Origin of the sequence: Streptomyces sp. RP5T (assembly GCF_003933965.1) — a bacterium.
Taxonomy (GTDB): domain Bacteria; phylum Actinomycetota; class Actinomycetes; order Streptomycetales; family Streptomycetaceae; genus Streptomyces.
In genome coordinates this window covers 17,781-32,580 of sequence record NZ_RSAJ01000029.1, presented here as the reverse complement: position 1 = coordinate 32,580, position 14,800 = coordinate 17,781, and the positions used below count along the sequence as shown (strand labels likewise).

The window sequence follows — 14,800 nt, the reverse complement described above, 5'->3', positions numbered from 1 at the left end:
CGACCGCTTCGGCGCCGACCACCGCCCCGGTCAGCAGCAGCGCGCCTCCGTCTCCCCCGCCGCCGTCCGCCGGCACCGCGCCGCCCGCCACGAGCCAGGCGGCGACCGACGCGCCGAGCACCGCCGTCGCCACGTAGCGCCCCGCAGAACCCGCAGACCCCGGGGAGTCACCGGATGCCTTCAGGATCACCGACGTCGGGAGCGGGCCGGGTCATCGCCGGCCGGTATCTGCTGCTGTGGCCGCTCGGCAGCGGCGGCATGGGCCATGTGTGGCTCGCCCACGACCAGAGACTCGCCTGCGAGGTCACGCTGAAGGAGATCGTGTTCCGTGACCCGGCGGAGGCGGACCACGAGCGGGAGGCCCGGGTGGCACGAGCCCGCGCCGAGGCCCGGCACGCGGCGGGGCTACGCGGCCACCCGCACGTGGTGACCGTGCACGACGTGCTGGAGCACGAGGGGCTGCCGTGGATCGTCATGGAGTACGTCGCGGACGCCGTGGACCTGCGCGACCTCGTCGCAGCCCGCGGACCGCTCGCCCCGGCGGAGTGCGCCCGCATCGGCCTCGCCGTGCTCGACGCGCTGACCGCCGGGCACCGGCGGGGCGTGATGCACCGGGACGTGAAGCCGGCGAACATCCTGCTGGCGCCGGACCGCGCGGGATCGCCGTACGGGCGCGTCCTGCTCACCGACTACGGCATCTCCGTGCAGCCGGACGCCGGGGAGACCCGGTACACGCTGGCGTCGGTCCTGGTGGGCACGGCGGGTTATCTGGCGCCGGAACGGGCCACGGGCGGCACGCCCACCCCGGCCGCCGACCTGTTCTCCCTGGGCTGCACGCTCTACCACGCGGTGGAGGGCGTGGGTCCCTTCGAGCGGGAGTCCCACCTCGCCGAGGTGACCGCGGTGGTCATGGAGGAACCCCGGCCCGCCGTGCGCGCCGGTGCGCTGGGTCCCGTGCTGCGGGCGCTGCTCGCGAAGGACCCCGGGCAGCGGCTGTCGGCGGCGCAGACGGAGGCCGCGCTGTCGCGGATCGTGACGCCCGAGGCCGAGCCGTACGTCCGGACGCGGACCGACATCGGTTCCCAGCCACCGTGGGCGGCCGTGCAGCAGGCGCCGCCGCCTGGGCCTCCGCCGAACGGGTCGCCGCCGACCAGCCACCGCCGGGAGCGCTCGCACGCCCTGCGGGCCGTCCTCGCCGGCGGACTCGGGCTGCTGCTGGCCCTGGGCGGTGTCTGGTACGCCCTGGCCGACCGCTCGTCGGACGGCGGCGGCGGACAGCAGGGCGCGCGGCAGCCGTACGGCGAGGCGGTCGGGCTCACGAGAGCGCTGCGGGACGGCGACTGCGTGATCGCCGACTGGCCGGGGTCGCGGCGTTTCCGCGGGACGCCCCGACTGCGGCTGGACCCCGGTTGCGGCACCGCCCCGGACGGCCAGGTGATGGCGTTCGCCGGGGCCGCCTCGGCGCAGGAGGCGCGGCGCACGGGGGCGGCGGAGTGCGAGGAGCGGACGCGGGCGGTCCGGGACCGCCTCGCGGACGTCCGCAGCCAGGCCGTGGTGCCGGCCGATGCCGGGTTCGAGGCGGCGGGACGGCGTACCGCGTGTCTGGTGCTGGGCGGGAACGGGCCGGTGTACGGGCCGATCGGCCCGCGGCGCGCGAGGGGCTCGGCGTTCGCGGACACGGCGACCATGCAGCGGCGGGACTGCCTGGACGTACGCACCAACCGGGACGCCCGGCTGGTCTCCTGCGCGGGCTCCTACGACGAGCAGGTGCTCGGATTCACCCGACTGGCTCCCGACGTCACGCTGTCCGAGGCGCGCACAGAGTCGGACGCGGCGTGCGCGCGGGACGTGCCGCCGGGCGACTACGGCTTCGATCCGTCCGTGTACACGGCGGGCTCCTGGACCAGCGAGGGGCCGTGGAAGAACGGCACTCATTTCGTCGTGTGCACCGTGCGCAGGCAGAACGGGGGCACCATGGAGGGGGACGAATCCTGAGGAGGGTGTTGCGATGCCCGGTACCGGTTCCACGGATGGCTCGACCCGGACGATGGGGGTGCTCACCGTAGGTGCTCTCGTCGCGGTGACCGCCTACACGGTGGCGCTCGGCAGCAACGGCTGGCTGTGGTTCGGCTGGGTCGTGCTGGGCCTGATCACCCTCGGCATGGTGGCCACCCGCGGCTGATTCAGCCGCCCGTGAGGCGGCCCGCCGAGTGCACGCCCGGCTGGTACTTGGGCAGCCGGGCGGTGATCTTCATGCCCGCGCCGACGGCGGTCTCGATGACCAGGCCGTAGGAGTCCCCGTACACCTGGCGCAGCCGGTCGTCGACGTTGGACAGGCCGATGCCGCCCGAGGGGCTGACCTCGCCCGCGAGGATGCGGCGGAGCAGGACCGGGTCCATTCCGGCACCGTCGTCCTCGATGACGACGAGGGCCTCGGCGCCGGCGTCCTGGGCGGTGATCTGCAGGTGGCACTTCTCGGTCTTGCCCTCCAGGCCGTGTTTGATGGCGTTCTCGACGAGCGGCTGCAGGCACAGGAAGGGCAGCGCGACCGGCAGCACCTCGGGGGCGATCTGGAGGGTGACGGCGAGGCGGTCGCCGAAGCGTGCCCGGACGAGGGCCAAGTAGTGGTCGATGGCGTGGAGTTCGTCGGCGAGGGTGGTGAAGTCGCCGTGTCTGCGGAACGAGTAGCGGGTGAAGTCGGCGAATTCGAGGAGGAGTTCGCGGGCGCGCTCGGGGTCGGTGCGGACGAACGAGGCGATCACCGCGAGCGAGTTGAAGATGAAGTGCGGGGAGATCTGGGCCCGGAGCGCCTTGATCTCGGCCTCGATCAGGCGGGTCCGTGACTGGTCCAGGTCCGCCAGCTCCAGCTGGACGCTCACCCAGCGGGCGACCTCCCCGGCCGCGCGGACCAGGACGGCGGACTCGCGGGGCGCGCAGGCGACCAGGGCGCCGTGGACGCGGTCGTCGACGGTGAGCGGGGTGACGACCGCCCAGCGGACCGGGCAGTCGGGGGCGGCGCAGGTGAGCGGGAAGGCCTCGCCGCGGCCGGTCTCCAGCGGGCCGGCGAGGCGTTCCATGATCTCGGTGCGGTGGTGGCTGCCCACGCCGTCCCACACCAGGACCTGTTTCTGATCGGTGAGGCACAGCGCGTCCGTGCCGAGCAGCGAGCGCAGTCTGCGGGCCGACTTGCGGGCGGTCTCCTCCGTCAGCCCGGCCCGCAGCGGGGGCGCGGCCAGGGAGGCGGTGTGCAGGGTCTCGAAGGTGGCGTGCTCGACGGGGGTGCCGAGGCCGCCGAGGTTCTGCGGGCGGGCCGTGCGCCGGCCCAGCCAGAAGCCGGCGGCGAGCAGCGGGAGGATCGCCACGCACAGGCCGGCCAGGAAGCCGCTCACGCCTTCACCTCCGCCCTGAGCTCCTCGGGCAGGTGGAAGCGGGCCAGGATCGCCGCCGTGCCCGCCGGTACCCGGGCCGCGGTGGCCAGGGAGACCAGCACCATGGTGAGGAAGCCGAGCGGCACCGACCAGAGCGCGGGCCAGGCGAGCAGGGAGTGCGGCGTTCCCGTCGCCGGGAGGCCCGCCATGGTCGCGGCCACGGCGACGAACGCCGAGCCGCCGCCGACCAGCATGCCCGCGGCGGCGCCGGGCGGGGTCAGCCGCCGCCACCAGATGCCGAGCACGAGCAGCGGGCAGAACGAGGAGGCGGAGACGGCGAAGGCGAGCCCCACCGCGTCGGCGACGGGCAGGCTGCCGACCAGGACGCTCGCGGCGAGCGGGGCGCACATCGCGAGGAGCGTGCCGAGCCGGAAGTGCCGTACGCCGCGGGAGGGCAGGACGTCCTGGGTGAGCACGCCCGCCACGGCCATGGTGAGCCCGGAGGCCGTGGACAGGAAGGCCGCGAAGGCGCCGCCCGCCACCAGCGCGCCCAGCAGGTCGCCGCCGAGGCCGCCGATCATGCGCTCGGGGAGCAGCAGGACGGCCGCGTCGGCGTCCCCGGTGAGGGTGAGTTCGGGGGCGTACAGGCGGCCGAGGGCGCCGTAGACCGGGGGCAGGAGGTAGAAGCAGCCGATCAGGCCGAGGACGGCGACCGTGGTGCGACGGGCGGCGACGCCGTGCGGGCTGGTGTAGAAGCGGACGACGACGTGCGGCAGGCCCATGGTGCCGAGGAAGGTGGCGAGGATCAGCCCGTAGGTGGCGTACAGGGGCCGTTCCTCGCGGCCCGCGGCCAGGGAGGTCGACATGCCGTCGCTGGTGCCGCGGTCGGCGGCGGGGACCGTGGTGCCGCCGGCGAAGGTGAGGCGGGTGCCCCGTTCGATGTGGTGGGTGCCGGTGGGCAGTTCGAGTTTGCGGTCGTCGTGCCGGCGGCCGTCGACCGTGCCGGTGACGGTGACGGTCAGGGGGCGCTCCAGCCTGAGGTCGAGGGTGGAGTCGACGCGGACCACCCGCTGTTCACGGAAGGCGGCGGGTTCCTCGAAGGCGTTGCTGGGGGCGCCGTCGCCCTGCCAGGCGAGGATGAGGAAGAGGGCGGGGACGAGCAGGGCGGTGAGCTTGAGCCAGTACTGGAAGGCCTGCACGAAGGTGATGCTGCGCATGCCGCCCGCGGCGACGGTGGCGACCACGACGACCGCGACGATCACTCCGCCGAGCCACGGGGGCGCCCCGGTGAGCACGGTCAGCGTCAGTCCGGCGCCCTGGAGTTGGGGCAGCAGGTAGAGCCAGCCGACGCCGACGACGAAGGCGCCCGCGAGCCGCCTGACGGCCTGCGAGGCGAGCCGGGCCTCGGCGAAGTCGGGGAGGGTGTAGGCGCCGGAGCGGCGCAGCGGGGCGGCGACGAACAGGAGCAGGACGAGATAGCCCGCCGTGTAGCCGACCGGGTACCAGAGCATGTCGGGGCCCTGGACGAGGACCAGGCCCGCGATGCCGAGGAAGGAGGCGGCGGAGAGGTACTCGCCGCTGATGGCGGCCGCGTTGAGGCGGGGACCGACGGTGCGGGAGGCGACGTAGAAGTCGGAGGTGGTGCGGGAGATGCGCAGGCCGAAGGCGCCGACGAGGACGGTGGCGACGACGACCAGGGCGACCGCGGGGACGGAGTAGCCGGAGTTCATCGGTCCTCGACCAGCCGCACGAAGTCCCGTTCGTTGCGTTCCGCGCGGCGGACGTACCAGCGGGCCAGCAGGACCATCGGGACGTACAGGCCGAAGCCGAGGACGCCCCATTCGAGGCGGTGGGCGTCGGGCATGGCCGCGAAGAGCAGCGGGAGCGGGCCGATGAGCAGGCCGAGGAAGGCGAACACGGCGAGGGCGGCGCGCAGTTGGGTGCGCATGAGGGAGCGGACGTAGGTGTGGCCGAGGGTGGTCTGCTCGTCGATCTCGGTGCGCGGCCGGTAGTAGCCGGAGGCGGGGCGGCCGCGCCGGGGCGGGCCGGTGACGACGACGCGCCGCTCGGTGGGGTCCTGGGGCACGGCTACGGCCTCCTCATCAGCAGGTCCCGCAGTTCGCGCGTGTGGCGGCGGCTGACCTGGAGCTCCTCGCCGCCGACCAGGACGCTCACCGTGCCGGCGTCCAGGCGGAGTTCGCCGACGTGGCGCAGGGCGACGAGGTGGCGGCGGTGGATGCGGACGAACCCGCGCGAGCGCCAGCGCTCCTCCAGGGTGGACAGCGGGATGCGGACGAGGTGGCTGCCCTTGTCGGTGTGGAGGCGGGCGTAGTCGCCCTGGGCCTCGACGTGGGTGATGTCGTCGACGGCCACGAACCGGGTCACTCCGCCGAGTTCGACGGGTATGTGGTCGGGGTCGGGTTCGTGCACGGGGATGCGGGGCGCGGCGTCGAGGCGTTCGGCGGCGCGGCGGACGGCTTCCGCGAGGCGTTCCTTGCGGACCGGTTTGAGGACGTAGTCGACGGCCTTGAGGTCGAAGGCCTGGACGGCGAAGTCCTCGTGGGCGGTGACGAACACGACGAGGGGCGGTTTGGCGAAGCCGGTGAGCAGCCGGGCGAGGTCGAGGCCGTCGAGGCCGGGCATGTTGATGTCGAGGAAGACGACGTCGATCGCCTCGGGTCCGTGCGGCCCGGACTCCAGCGCGCGGTTGATGCGCCGCAGCGCCTCGGTGGCGTCACCGGCGCCCTCCACACTGCCGATCCGGGGGTCGGTGTTCAGGAGGTAGAGGAGTTCCTCCAGCGAGGGGCGTTCGTCGTCGACAGCCAGGGCGCGCAGCATGAACCCGGAGTGTAGGAGCAATTCGTACGACTGGACACGTGCGCCGGTGCGGACGCCCCCGCTGGATACAGTGCGGGCATGAACAGCAGGACCGTCGCGTTCGACGAGCTGGACCGGAAGATCATCACCGCGCTGATGGCGAACGCGCGGACGTCCTTCGCGGAGATCGGTTCGGCGATCGGGCTGTCCGCCACGGCGGTGAAGCGGCGCGTGGACCGGCTGCGGGAGACCGGGGTGATCACCGGGTTCACGGCCACGGTCGAGCCGTCGGCGCTGGGCTGGCGCACGGAGGCGTACGTCGAGGTGTACTGCGAGGGCGCGGCCCCGCCGCGGCGGCTCGCGGAGGTGGTCCGCAACCATCCGGAGATCACCGCGGCGATGACGGTGACCGGGGGCGCGGACGCGCTGCTGCACGTGCGGGCGCGGGACGTGGAGCACTTCGAGGAGGTGCTGGAGCGCATCCGCGTGGAGCCGTTCATCCGCAAGACGATCAGTGTGATGGTGCTGTCCCACCTCATCCCGGAGAGCCCGGAGGCGGGGGCGAGTCAGCCGGCACCGGAGGCGTAGCGGATAAACGCAGCAGGCGTGCGTTTCACCGGAAGAATTCGCAGCATTCCTGCGCAGACACGCAATTCTTGTTCCTTGTCGGGCCTGCCCGTCACTTCCTACCGTGGTGTCAACCCTCAGTAGACACCGCTGGAAGCGGAGGAACCCCTCTGTGTCCTACTCCCGTGTGCAGCGCCGACGGCGTTTCCTCGTCTGCGAACCCAGACACTTCGCCGTGCAGTACGCGATCAATCCCTGGATGCATCCCGACACCCATGTCGACGTGGACCTGGCGCAGGAGCAGTGGCGGACCCTGATCCGCGCCTACGAGACCCACGGTCACAGCGTCGACGCCGTGGAGCCGGTCCCCGGCCTGCCGGACATGGTCTTCGCCGCGAACTCGGCGGTCGTCGTCGGCGGCCGGGTCTTCGGCTCCCTCTTCCACGCGCCGGAGCGGCGCCCGGAGTCCACGCACTACGACCTGTGGTTCAAGAAGGCGGGCTTCGACGTCCGGCGCCCCCAGGCGGTCTGCGAGGGCGAGGGCGACCTCGTCTGGACGGGCCGGTACGTGCTGGCCGGCACCGGGTTCCGCACGACCCGGGAGGCGCACCGCGAGGTGCAGGAGTTCTTCGGGCACCCGGTGATCAGCCTGACGCTGGTGGACCCGCACTTCTACCACCTGGACACCGCGCTGTTCGTGCTCGACGACGACAACATCGCCTACTACCCGGAGGCCTTTTCACCGGGCAGCCGCGAGGTACTCGCCCAGTTGTACCCGGACGCGGTGCTCGCGACCCGCGACGACGCGATGGCGTTCGGTCTGAACTCCGTGTCCGACGGCCGGCACGTCTTCATCGCCCCGCAGGCCGAGGCCCTCGCCCTGCGCCTCGACGACCACGGCTATGTCCCCGTCCCCGTCGACCTCTCCGAGCTCCACAAGGCCGGCGGCGGCATCAAGTGCTGCACCCAGGAGATCCGCTCATGACCGCACCCACAGGCACGCGTTCCTCCGCCGATCTCATCCGCGCCGAGGAGCCGGTCCTCGCGCACAACTACCATCCGCTGCCCGTGGTCGTCGCCCGTGCCGAGGGCACCTGGGTGGAGGACGTCGAGGGCCGCCGCTACCTGGACATGCTGGCCGGCTACTCCGCCCTGAACTTCGGCCACCGCCACCCCGCGCTGATCGAGGCCGCCCACCGGCAGCTGGACCGGCTGACGCTGACCTCCCGGGCCTTCCACAACGACCGGCTCGCCGAGTTCGCCGAGCGCCTGGCCGCGCTGACCGGCCTGGACATGGTGCTGCCGATGAACACCGGCGCGGAGGCGGTGGAGAGCGGCATCAAGGTGGCCCGCAAGTGGGCGTACGAGGTCAAGGGCGTCCCGGCCGACCGGGCCACGATCGTGGTGGCGGCGGACAACTTCCACGGCCGTACGACCACGATCGTGTCGTTCTCCACGGACGAGACGGCACGGGCGGGCTTCGGCCCCTTCACACCGGGCTTCCGGATCGTGCCGTACAACGACCTCGCGGCACTGGAGGCGGCGGTCGACGAGACGACGGCCGCGGTGCTCCTGGAGCCGATCCAGGGCGAGGCGGGCGTGATCATCCCGGACGACGGCTATCTGACCGGCGTCCGCGAGCTCACCCGCCGCGCGGGCTGTCTGTTCGTCGCGGACGAGATCCAGTCGGGCCTCGGCCGCACGGGCCGCACGCTGGCCGTCGAGCACGAGGGGGTCGTCCCGGACGTCCTGCTGCTCGGCAAGGCCCTGGCCGGCGGCATCGTGCCGGTCTCCGCGGTGGTCGCCCGCCGGGACGTCCTCGGCGTGCTGCGGCCGGGCGAGCACGGCTCCACCTTCGGCGGCAACCCGCTGGCGGCGGCGGTGGGCACGGCGGTCGTCGAGCTCCTGGAGACGGGCGCGTTCCAGCGCCGGGCGGCCGAGCTGGGCACGGTCCTGCGGGACGGCCTGGCGGACCTGGTCGGCAAGGGAGTCGTCGGCTTCCGCGCCAGGGGCCTGTGGGCGGGGGTGGACGTCGATCCGGCGATCGGCACGGGCCGGGAGGTGAGCAAGCGGCTGATGCACGAGGGGATCCTGGTCAAGGACACCCACGGCTCCACGATCCGGCTGGCACCCCCGCTGACCATCACGGCGGAGGAGCTGCGGTCGGCCCTGGGCGTGCTGGAAAGGGTGCTGAACCGGTAGCCCGGCCGCCGCTCCCGGCCGCGCACTCCCCCACACCGGGTGAAGATGTGTCGAAGAGGTGGTAGACCACTCTCAGCGACAGAGAGGTCGGCCGTGGGCGCTCAGGAGGAGCACGACACCGCGCGGCACCGGTTCGACGTGGCCGATGCCGCGCCCGTGCTGCTCGATGCCCAGGGCGTCGTCAGGGGCTGGACCAGGGAGGCCGAGCGCCTGCTGGACTACGGGGCCGCGGAGGCCGTGGGGATGGCGGCCGCCGCGCTGCTCACCGCGGAGGAGGCCCGGCGGCTGCCGGAACTCGCCGAGCGCTGCCGCAACGACGGGGGCTGGGCCGGGCTGCTGACCGCCCTGCGCAGGGGTGGCCGGCCGGTCCGGCTCATGGTGCGGATCACCGCCGCCGACGACTTCGACGGCTCCGCCCGCTGGCTGGTCCTGCTGTCCGAGCTGGCGGAGGCCCCCGGCTGGGACATGAGCCGCCGGGTGCTGGAGCAGCTGGTCACCCGCTCCCCCATCGGCATCGCGGTCGTGGACACGGACCTGCGCTGCGTGTGGTCCAACCCGGCGCTGGAGCAGTTCGGCAGCGGTCCGGCCCAGCGGCGGCTGGGGCTGCGGTTCGGGGAGATCCAGCCCGGTCTGGACGCCGAGTCGATCGAGGCGCAGATGCGGCGCGTGCTGGAGACCGGCGAGCCGGTCGTGGGCTACGAGCACGTCGGCCGGGTGCGCTCCGCCCCGCACCGCGAGACCGCGCACACCATGTCGTTCACCCGGATCGACGACGACCGGGGCCACCCGGTGGGCGTCTACTACACGGTCGTCGACATCACCGAGCGGCACCGGGCCCGGCAGCGCCTCGCCCTGCTCGACCGGGCCGGCGAGTACATCGGCCGCAGCCTGGACATCCGGCGCACCGCGCAGGAGCTGGCCGACGTGGCGGTGCCGGCGCTGGCCGACTACATCACCGTGGACCTGCTGGAGTCGGTGCTGCGGGGCGCGGAGCCGACCGGGCAGGAGACACTGCTGCGGGCCGGGCAGCAGTCGGTGAACGAGGGCGTCCCCGAGGCCGTCGTGGAGGTCGGCGAGGTGGCCGCCTACCGGCCCGGCTCGCCGCCGCTGGGGTGCCTTGCCGAGGGCGGGTCCGTGCGGGAGGAGCGGCTGGACCCGCTGGGCGCGGAGTGGGCGACCGGCATAGCCGGCGGACGCCGGGCCACCTTCATGGAACTGGGCCTGCACAGCGCCATGGTGGTGCCGATCCGCGCGCGGGGCGTCACCCTGGGCGTCACCACCCTGTTCCGCCGGCGTCGCCAGGAACCCTTCGACGAGGACGACCTGAACCTCGCCGAGGACCTCGTCTCCCGGGCCGCCGTCTGCGTGGACAACGCCTGGCGCTACACCCGTGAACGCGAGGCCGCCCTCGTCCTCCAGCGCAGCCTGCTCCCCCACCGGCTGTCCGAGCAGGACGCCGTGGAGGTGAGCGCCTGCTACCGGCCCGCCGACGAGCTGACCGGCCTCGGCGGGGACTGGTACGACCTGATCCCGCTCTCCGGCGCCCGGGTCGCCCTCGTGGTCGGCGAGGTGCCCGGGCACGGCATCGGCGCCGCCGCCGCGATGGGCCGGCTGCGGACCGCCGTGCGGACGCTGGCGGCGCTGGATCTGCCGCCCGAGGAGGTCCTCGGCCATCTGGACGACCTGGTGGCCCGGTCGGCCCGGGAGGAGGGCGCGGGGCCGGAGACGGACGACACCGACAGCGCCCGCGGCTCCGGATGCGTGTACGTCGTCTACGACCCGGTCGACGGGCAGTGCACGATGGCCGCCGCCGGTCATCCCGCGCCCGCCGTGATCCTGCCCGACGGCACGGTCGCCTTCGTGGACCTGCCGCAGGGGCCCTCGCTCGGCGTCGGCGGTCCGCCCTTCGAGTCGGTCGAGCTGGCCCTGGCCGAGGGCAGCACCCTGGCGCTGCACACCGACGGGCTGCTGGCCCGCGGCGAGGAGGGGGCCGTGGACGCGGGCCGCAACCGGCTGCGCCAGGCCCTGGAGCGGTCCGCGGCCTCCCTCGACCTGCGCTGCCGGACCGTGGTCGACGCCCTGGCCCCGGCCCGGCCGCACGACGACGTGGCCCTGCTCATGGCCCGCACCCGGCTGCTGGGCCCCGACCAGGTCGCGGACTGGGACGTGCCCGTGGATCCGGCCCGGGTCGCCGAGGCCCGCAAGACGACGTCCCGGCAGCTGACGGACTGGGGGCTGGAGGAGTTCGCCTTCACCACGGAACTGATCGTCAGCGAACTGGTCACCAACGCCATCCGGCACGCCGTCGGCCCGATCCGGCTCCGGCTGATCCGGGAGCGGTCCCTGATCTGCGAGGTGTTCGACAGCGGGGACACCGCGCCCCATCTGCGTCACCCGCGCACCACCGACGAGGGCGGCCGGGGGCTGCTGCTGGTCTCCCAGTTCGCCCGGCGCTGGGGCACCCGGTTCGTACCCGAGGGAAAGGTCATCTGGGCGGAGCAGTCCCTCACGGATCCACCGGACTGAACGCCGAACCCCGCATACCGTGGGAAAATAGTGCGATCCCGGCGGGGAGGCGCCAGCCATGAGTGACAGACCCATCGACGACCCCGACTCCATCGACTACGCGGCCGTGTTCCAGGCGCTGCCCGGGATGGTCGCACTGCTCACACCCGACCTGGTGTACGCGGAGGTCAACGAGGAATTCCTGCGCATGGCCGGGCGCCGGCGCGAGGAGGTCGTGGGCCGCTACCTCTTCGACGTCTTCCCGGACAACCCCAACGACACCGCGGCCACCGGCATGCGCAACCTGGCCGCCTCGCTGCGCCGGGTGCTGGAGACCGGGGAGCGCGACTCCATGGCCCTGCAGCGCTACGACGTCGAGGTGGCGGGCCTGCCGGGAGAGTGGGAGGAGCGCTACTGGAGCCCCTGCAACGCCCCGGTGCTCGGCGCGGACGGCAAGGTCGAACTGCTCGTGCACCGGGTCGAGGAGGTCACCGAGCTGATCCGGGCCCGCGGTGGCCCGGGCAGCGACCGCAACCGTGTCCTGGAGGCCGAGCTGTACACCCGCGCCCGTGAACTCCAGACGCTCAACGAGCGGTTGCGGCAGGCCCACGCCCGGGACCGCGAGGTCGCCCTCGCCCTGCAGGACGCCATGCTGCCCACCAGTCGGCAGACCCTGCACCACGGCGCCGCCGTGCGCTACCGTCCGGCGGTCGGCGCGCTCAACGTGTGCGGCGACTGGTACGACCTGGTCGACCTGGTGGGCGGCCGCCGCGTGGGTGTCTCGGTCGGTGACGTGGTGGGCCACGGTCTCGAGGCCGCGGGGGTGATGGGTCAGCTGCGCAGTGCCCTGAGCGCCGCCTCCCGGGTGGCCGAGGGGCCGGCGCAGGCCCTGGACGTGCTGGGCCGGTACGCCCATGTCGTCGACGGCGCCGAGTCCGCCACCGCGGTCACCACCTTCATCGACCTCGACCACGGCACCATCACCTACAGCAGCGCGGGGCACCCGCCCCCCTTGCTGGTGCACGCCGACGGCCGGGTGGAGTGCCTGGACAAGGCGACCGACCCGCCGCTCGACGCCCGCCCGGACCCGATGCCCCGGCCGCAGGCCGCGACCACCTTCACCGGCGGCGCCACCCTCGCGCTGTACACCGACGGCCTGGTGGAGCGACGCCATGAGGACATCGACACGGGGATCACCCGGCTCGCCGACGCCCTCGCCCGGCACCGCGAGGACGACCCCGAGACCCTCGCCGACGCCGTCCTGCTGGAGCTGCTGCCGCCCGGTGGCTCCACGGACGACACGGCACTGGTCATCGTGCGGCTGTGAGCGGGCACGGGCGTGGACGGACACGGTCGCGGTCGCCGCCGCGGCCGGTGCGCGGCCCTGTTCCGGCCGTCGCGCCCTGCGCCTACACTGACAGCCCCGTTTCACGCCGGTTGACCAGCCAGAACGCGGAGTTGAGCCGTCCGCCCGACCGAGGAGCGCCCCCTCTTGTTCTACTACCTGCTCAAATACGTGCTGTTGGGGCCGTTGCTGAGACTGGTCTTCCGGCCCCGAATAGAAGGCCTGGAGCACATCCCGGAGTCGGGTGCCGCCATCGTCGCCGGCAATCACCTCTCCTTCTCCGACCACTTCCTGATGCCCGCGGTGCTCAAGCGGCGCATCACCTTCCTGGCGAAGGCCGAGTACTTCACCGGTCCCGGCATCAAGGGCCGGCTGACCGCCTTCTTCTTCCGCAGCGCCGGGCAGATCCCGGTCGACCGCTCCGGCAAGGAGGCGGGCCAGGCCGCCATCCGCGAGGGCCTCGGCGTGCTGCGCAAGGACGAGCTGCTCGGCATCTACCCGGAGGGCACCCGCTCCCACGACGGCCGCCTCTACAAGGGCAAGGTCGGTGTCGCGGTGATGGCGCTCAAGGCGCAGGCCCCGGTCATCCCGTGCGCGATGATCGGCACCTTCGAGGCCCAGCCGCCCGGCAAGGTCATCCCCCATCTGCACCCCGTGGTGATCCGCTTCGGCAAGCCGCTGGACTTCTCCCGCTACGCCGGGATGGAGAACGAGAAGGCGATCCTGCGGGCCATCACCGACGAGATCATGTACGCCATCCTCACGCTCTCCGAGCAGGAGTACGTCGACCAGTACGCGGCGGTGGTGAAGGCGGAGGAGGCCGCCGCGGCGAAGGAACGCAAGTTCCCGCGGCTGCCGCTGAGTTGAGCTCTGCCGTCGGCAGAACCCCCTGGAGCCGCCGGGGGTGAGCGCCGTACGGTCGCCGCATGACACGACGTGCTGTGGTGATCGGGGCGACGGGACAGATCGGGCGGGCGGCCGTGACGGCGCTCGCCGGGGACGGCTGGGAGGTGACGGCCGTCTCCCGGGGCGGCGACCGGGACGAGAGCTGGCCCGCGGAGGTGCGCACCGCGCGGGCCGACCGGGCGGACGACGGCGCCCTCGCCGCCGCGGTGGGCGACGGCTGCGAGGTCCTGGTCGACATGGTGGCCTACGGCCCCGCCCACGCACGGCAGTTGGTGTCACTGGCCGACCGGGTGGGCTCGGCCGTGGTCGTCTCCAGCATCTCGGTGTACGAGGACGACAAGGGCCGGGGCTTCGACACCCAGGGCGAGCCGGACGGCTTCCCGCGGTACCCGGTGCCCCTGACGGAGGACCAGCGGACCGTCCCGCCCGGCGACACCTCGTACAGCACCCGCAAGGCGGGGCTGGAGCGTGAACTGCTGGCCGCCGGGGACCGGTTGCCCACCACGCTGCTGCGGGCCGGCGCGATCCACGGGCCGCACTGCCGGACCCCGCGCGAGCTCTACTTCGTCAAGCGCAACCTGGACGGCCGGACCCGGCGCGTCCTCCCCTTCGGCGGCGGGAGCCGTTTCCACCCCGCGAGCGTCCACAACCTCGCCGAGCTGATCCGGCTCGCGGCCGCGCGGCCGGGCACCCGGGCCCTGAACGCGGTCGATCCGGACGCCCCGACGGTGGCGGAGATCGCCGCCGCGATCGACGCCGTCATGGGCGCGGGGGTCGGGACGGTCCTGCTGGACGGGCCGCCGCCGTCGCCTGCCGTGGGTGACACCCCGTGGTCGGTGCCCCTGCCGGTCGTCTGCGACATGTCCGCCGCCGAGAGGGAGTTGGGCTACCGGGCGGTGGTGCGGTACGCGGACCGGCTGCCGGAGACGGTCGCCTGGATCGAGGCGCGACTGGCCGGGCGGGACTGGCGGGAGGCGTACCCGAGGATGTTCCAGACCTACGGCGACCTTTTCGACTACGCGGCGGAGGACGCGTACCTCGACTCGCTCGGCGCATGAGAAGAGGCGACCGGTGGCTCCGGCCGCCTCGT

The 14,800-nt window shown here is 73.4% G+C and carries 13 protein-coding genes; 9 read left to right on the top strand and 4 right to left on the bottom strand.

Annotated elements, in window-relative coordinates; genetic code table 11:
• Positions 1 to 174 precede the first annotated feature (174 nt).
• A complete protein-coding gene (locus tag EHS43_RS05495; protein ID WP_125189394.1) occupies positions 175 to 1,995 on the top strand; it encodes a serine/threonine-protein kinase in 1,821 nt (606 codons plus the stop codon).
• 13 nt (positions 1,996 to 2,008) lie between these two features.
• Positions 2,009 to 2,182 carry a hypothetical protein gene (locus EHS43_RS05490; protein WP_125189393.1) on the top strand — a complete coding sequence of 58 codons (174 nt, stop codon included), beginning with the start codon at positions 2,009 to 2,011 and terminating at the stop codon, positions 2,180 to 2,182.
• Between the two features lies 1 nt (position 2,183).
• Here EHS43_RS05490 and EHS43_RS05485 read toward each other — a convergent pair whose 3' ends face one another.
• Genes EHS43_RS05485 through EHS43_RS05470 form a run of 4 tightly spaced genes read right to left on the bottom strand, consistent with a single transcriptional unit; the run spans position 2,184 to position 6,206 of the window.
• Positions 2,184 to 3,389 (bottom strand): sensor histidine kinase, encoded by a 1,206-nt coding sequence (locus tag EHS43_RS05485; protein ID WP_125189392.1) that lies wholly within the window; start codon positions 3,387 to 3,389, stop codon positions 2,184 to 2,186.
• Complete coding sequence (locus EHS43_RS05480; protein ID WP_125189391.1) at positions 3,386 to 5,098, bottom strand: cation acetate symporter; 1,713 nt, start codon at positions 5,096 to 5,098, stop codon at positions 3,386 to 3,388. The genes EHS43_RS05485 and EHS43_RS05480 overlap by 4 nt, the downstream gene beginning before the upstream one ends.
• The gene (locus tag EHS43_RS05475; protein ID WP_125189390.1) at positions 5,095 to 5,454 is read right to left on the bottom strand and encodes a hypothetical protein; all 360 of its coding nucleotides are present in this window, start codon (positions 5,452 to 5,454) and stop codon (positions 5,095 to 5,097) included. Before EHS43_RS05475 ends, EHS43_RS05480 begins: the two co-directional genes overlap by 4 nt.
• 2 nt (positions 5,455 to 5,456) lie before the next feature.
• Positions 5,457 to 6,206: a LytTR family DNA-binding domain-containing protein gene (locus EHS43_RS05470; protein WP_125189389.1), complete on the bottom strand. Its 750-nt coding sequence runs from the start codon at positions 6,204 to 6,206 to the stop codon at positions 5,457 to 5,459.
• Positions 6,207 to 6,284: 78 nt separating this feature from the next.
• Here EHS43_RS05470 and EHS43_RS05465 point away from each other — a divergent pair, with 78 nt between their 5' ends.
• The 7 genes from EHS43_RS05465 to EHS43_RS05435 all read left to right on the top strand — a co-directional run bounded on the left by EHS43_RS05465 (position 6,285) and on the right by EHS43_RS05435 (position 14,768).
• On the top strand, positions 6,285 to 6,773 hold the full coding sequence (locus EHS43_RS05465) for an Lrp/AsnC family transcriptional regulator (RefSeq protein ID WP_125189388.1): 489 nt from the start codon (positions 6,285 to 6,287) through the stop codon (positions 6,771 to 6,773).
• A gap of 151 nt (positions 6,774 to 6,924) precedes the next feature.
• The gene (gene ddaH / locus EHS43_RS05460) at positions 6,925 to 7,737 is read left to right on the top strand and encodes a dimethylargininase (RefSeq protein WP_125189387.1); all 813 of its coding nucleotides are present in this window, start codon (positions 6,925 to 6,927) and stop codon (positions 7,735 to 7,737) included.
• Entirely contained in the window at positions 7,734 to 8,954 is a 1,221-nt protein-coding gene (gene rocD / locus EHS43_RS05455; protein ID WP_125189386.1) for an ornithine--oxo-acid transaminase, read from the top strand. The genes ddaH and rocD overlap by 4 nt, the downstream gene beginning before the upstream one ends.
• 93 nt (positions 8,955 to 9,047) lie before the next feature.
• Positions 9,048 to 11,480, top strand: a complete 2,433-nt coding sequence (locus tag EHS43_RS05450; protein ID WP_125189385.1) for a SpoIIE family protein phosphatase — start codon at positions 9,048 to 9,050, stop codon at positions 11,478 to 11,480.
• Between the two features lie 58 nt (positions 11,481 to 11,538).
• Positions 11,539 to 12,786 carry a PP2C family protein-serine/threonine phosphatase gene (locus EHS43_RS05445; protein ID WP_125189384.1) on the top strand — a complete coding sequence of 416 codons (1,248 nt, stop codon included), beginning with the start codon at positions 11,539 to 11,541 and terminating at the stop codon, positions 12,784 to 12,786.
• A gap of 165 nt (positions 12,787 to 12,951) precedes the next feature.
• Complete coding sequence (locus EHS43_RS05440; RefSeq protein ID WP_125189383.1) at positions 12,952 to 13,671, top strand: 1-acyl-sn-glycerol-3-phosphate acyltransferase; 720 nt, start codon at positions 12,952 to 12,954, stop codon at positions 13,669 to 13,671.
• Positions 13,672 to 13,745: 74 nt separating this feature from the next.
• On the top strand, positions 13,746 to 14,768 hold the full coding sequence (locus EHS43_RS05435) for an NAD(P)-dependent oxidoreductase (RefSeq protein ID WP_185806116.1): 1,023 nt from the start codon (positions 13,746 to 13,748) through the stop codon (positions 14,766 to 14,768).
• Positions 14,769 to 14,800: the final 32 nt, after the last annotated feature.

Coding starts and splice junctions, on each gene's coding strand:
- EHS43_RS05495 (WP_125189394.1), top strand. CDS start 175: ATGCCTTCAGGATCACCGACGTCGGGAGCGGGCCGGGTCATCGCCGGC.
- EHS43_RS05490 (WP_125189393.1), top strand. CDS start 2,009: ATGCCCGGTACCGGTTCCACGGATGGCTCGACCCGGACGATGGGGGTG.
- EHS43_RS05480 (WP_125189391.1), bottom strand. CDS start 5,098: ATGAACTCCGGCTACTCCGTCCCCGCGGTCGCCCTGGTCGTCGTCGCC.
- EHS43_RS05470 (WP_125189389.1), bottom strand. CDS start 6,206: ATGCTGCGCGCCCTGGCTGTCGACGACGAACGCCCCTCGCTGGAGGAA.
- EHS43_RS05465 (WP_125189388.1), top strand. CDS start 6,285: ATGAACAGCAGGACCGTCGCGTTCGACGAGCTGGACCGGAAGATCATC.
- rocD (WP_125189386.1), top strand. CDS start 7,734: ATGACCGCACCCACAGGCACGCGTTCCTCCGCCGATCTCATCCGCGCC.
- EHS43_RS05445 (WP_125189384.1), top strand. CDS start 11,539: ATGAGTGACAGACCCATCGACGACCCCGACTCCATCGACTACGCGGCC.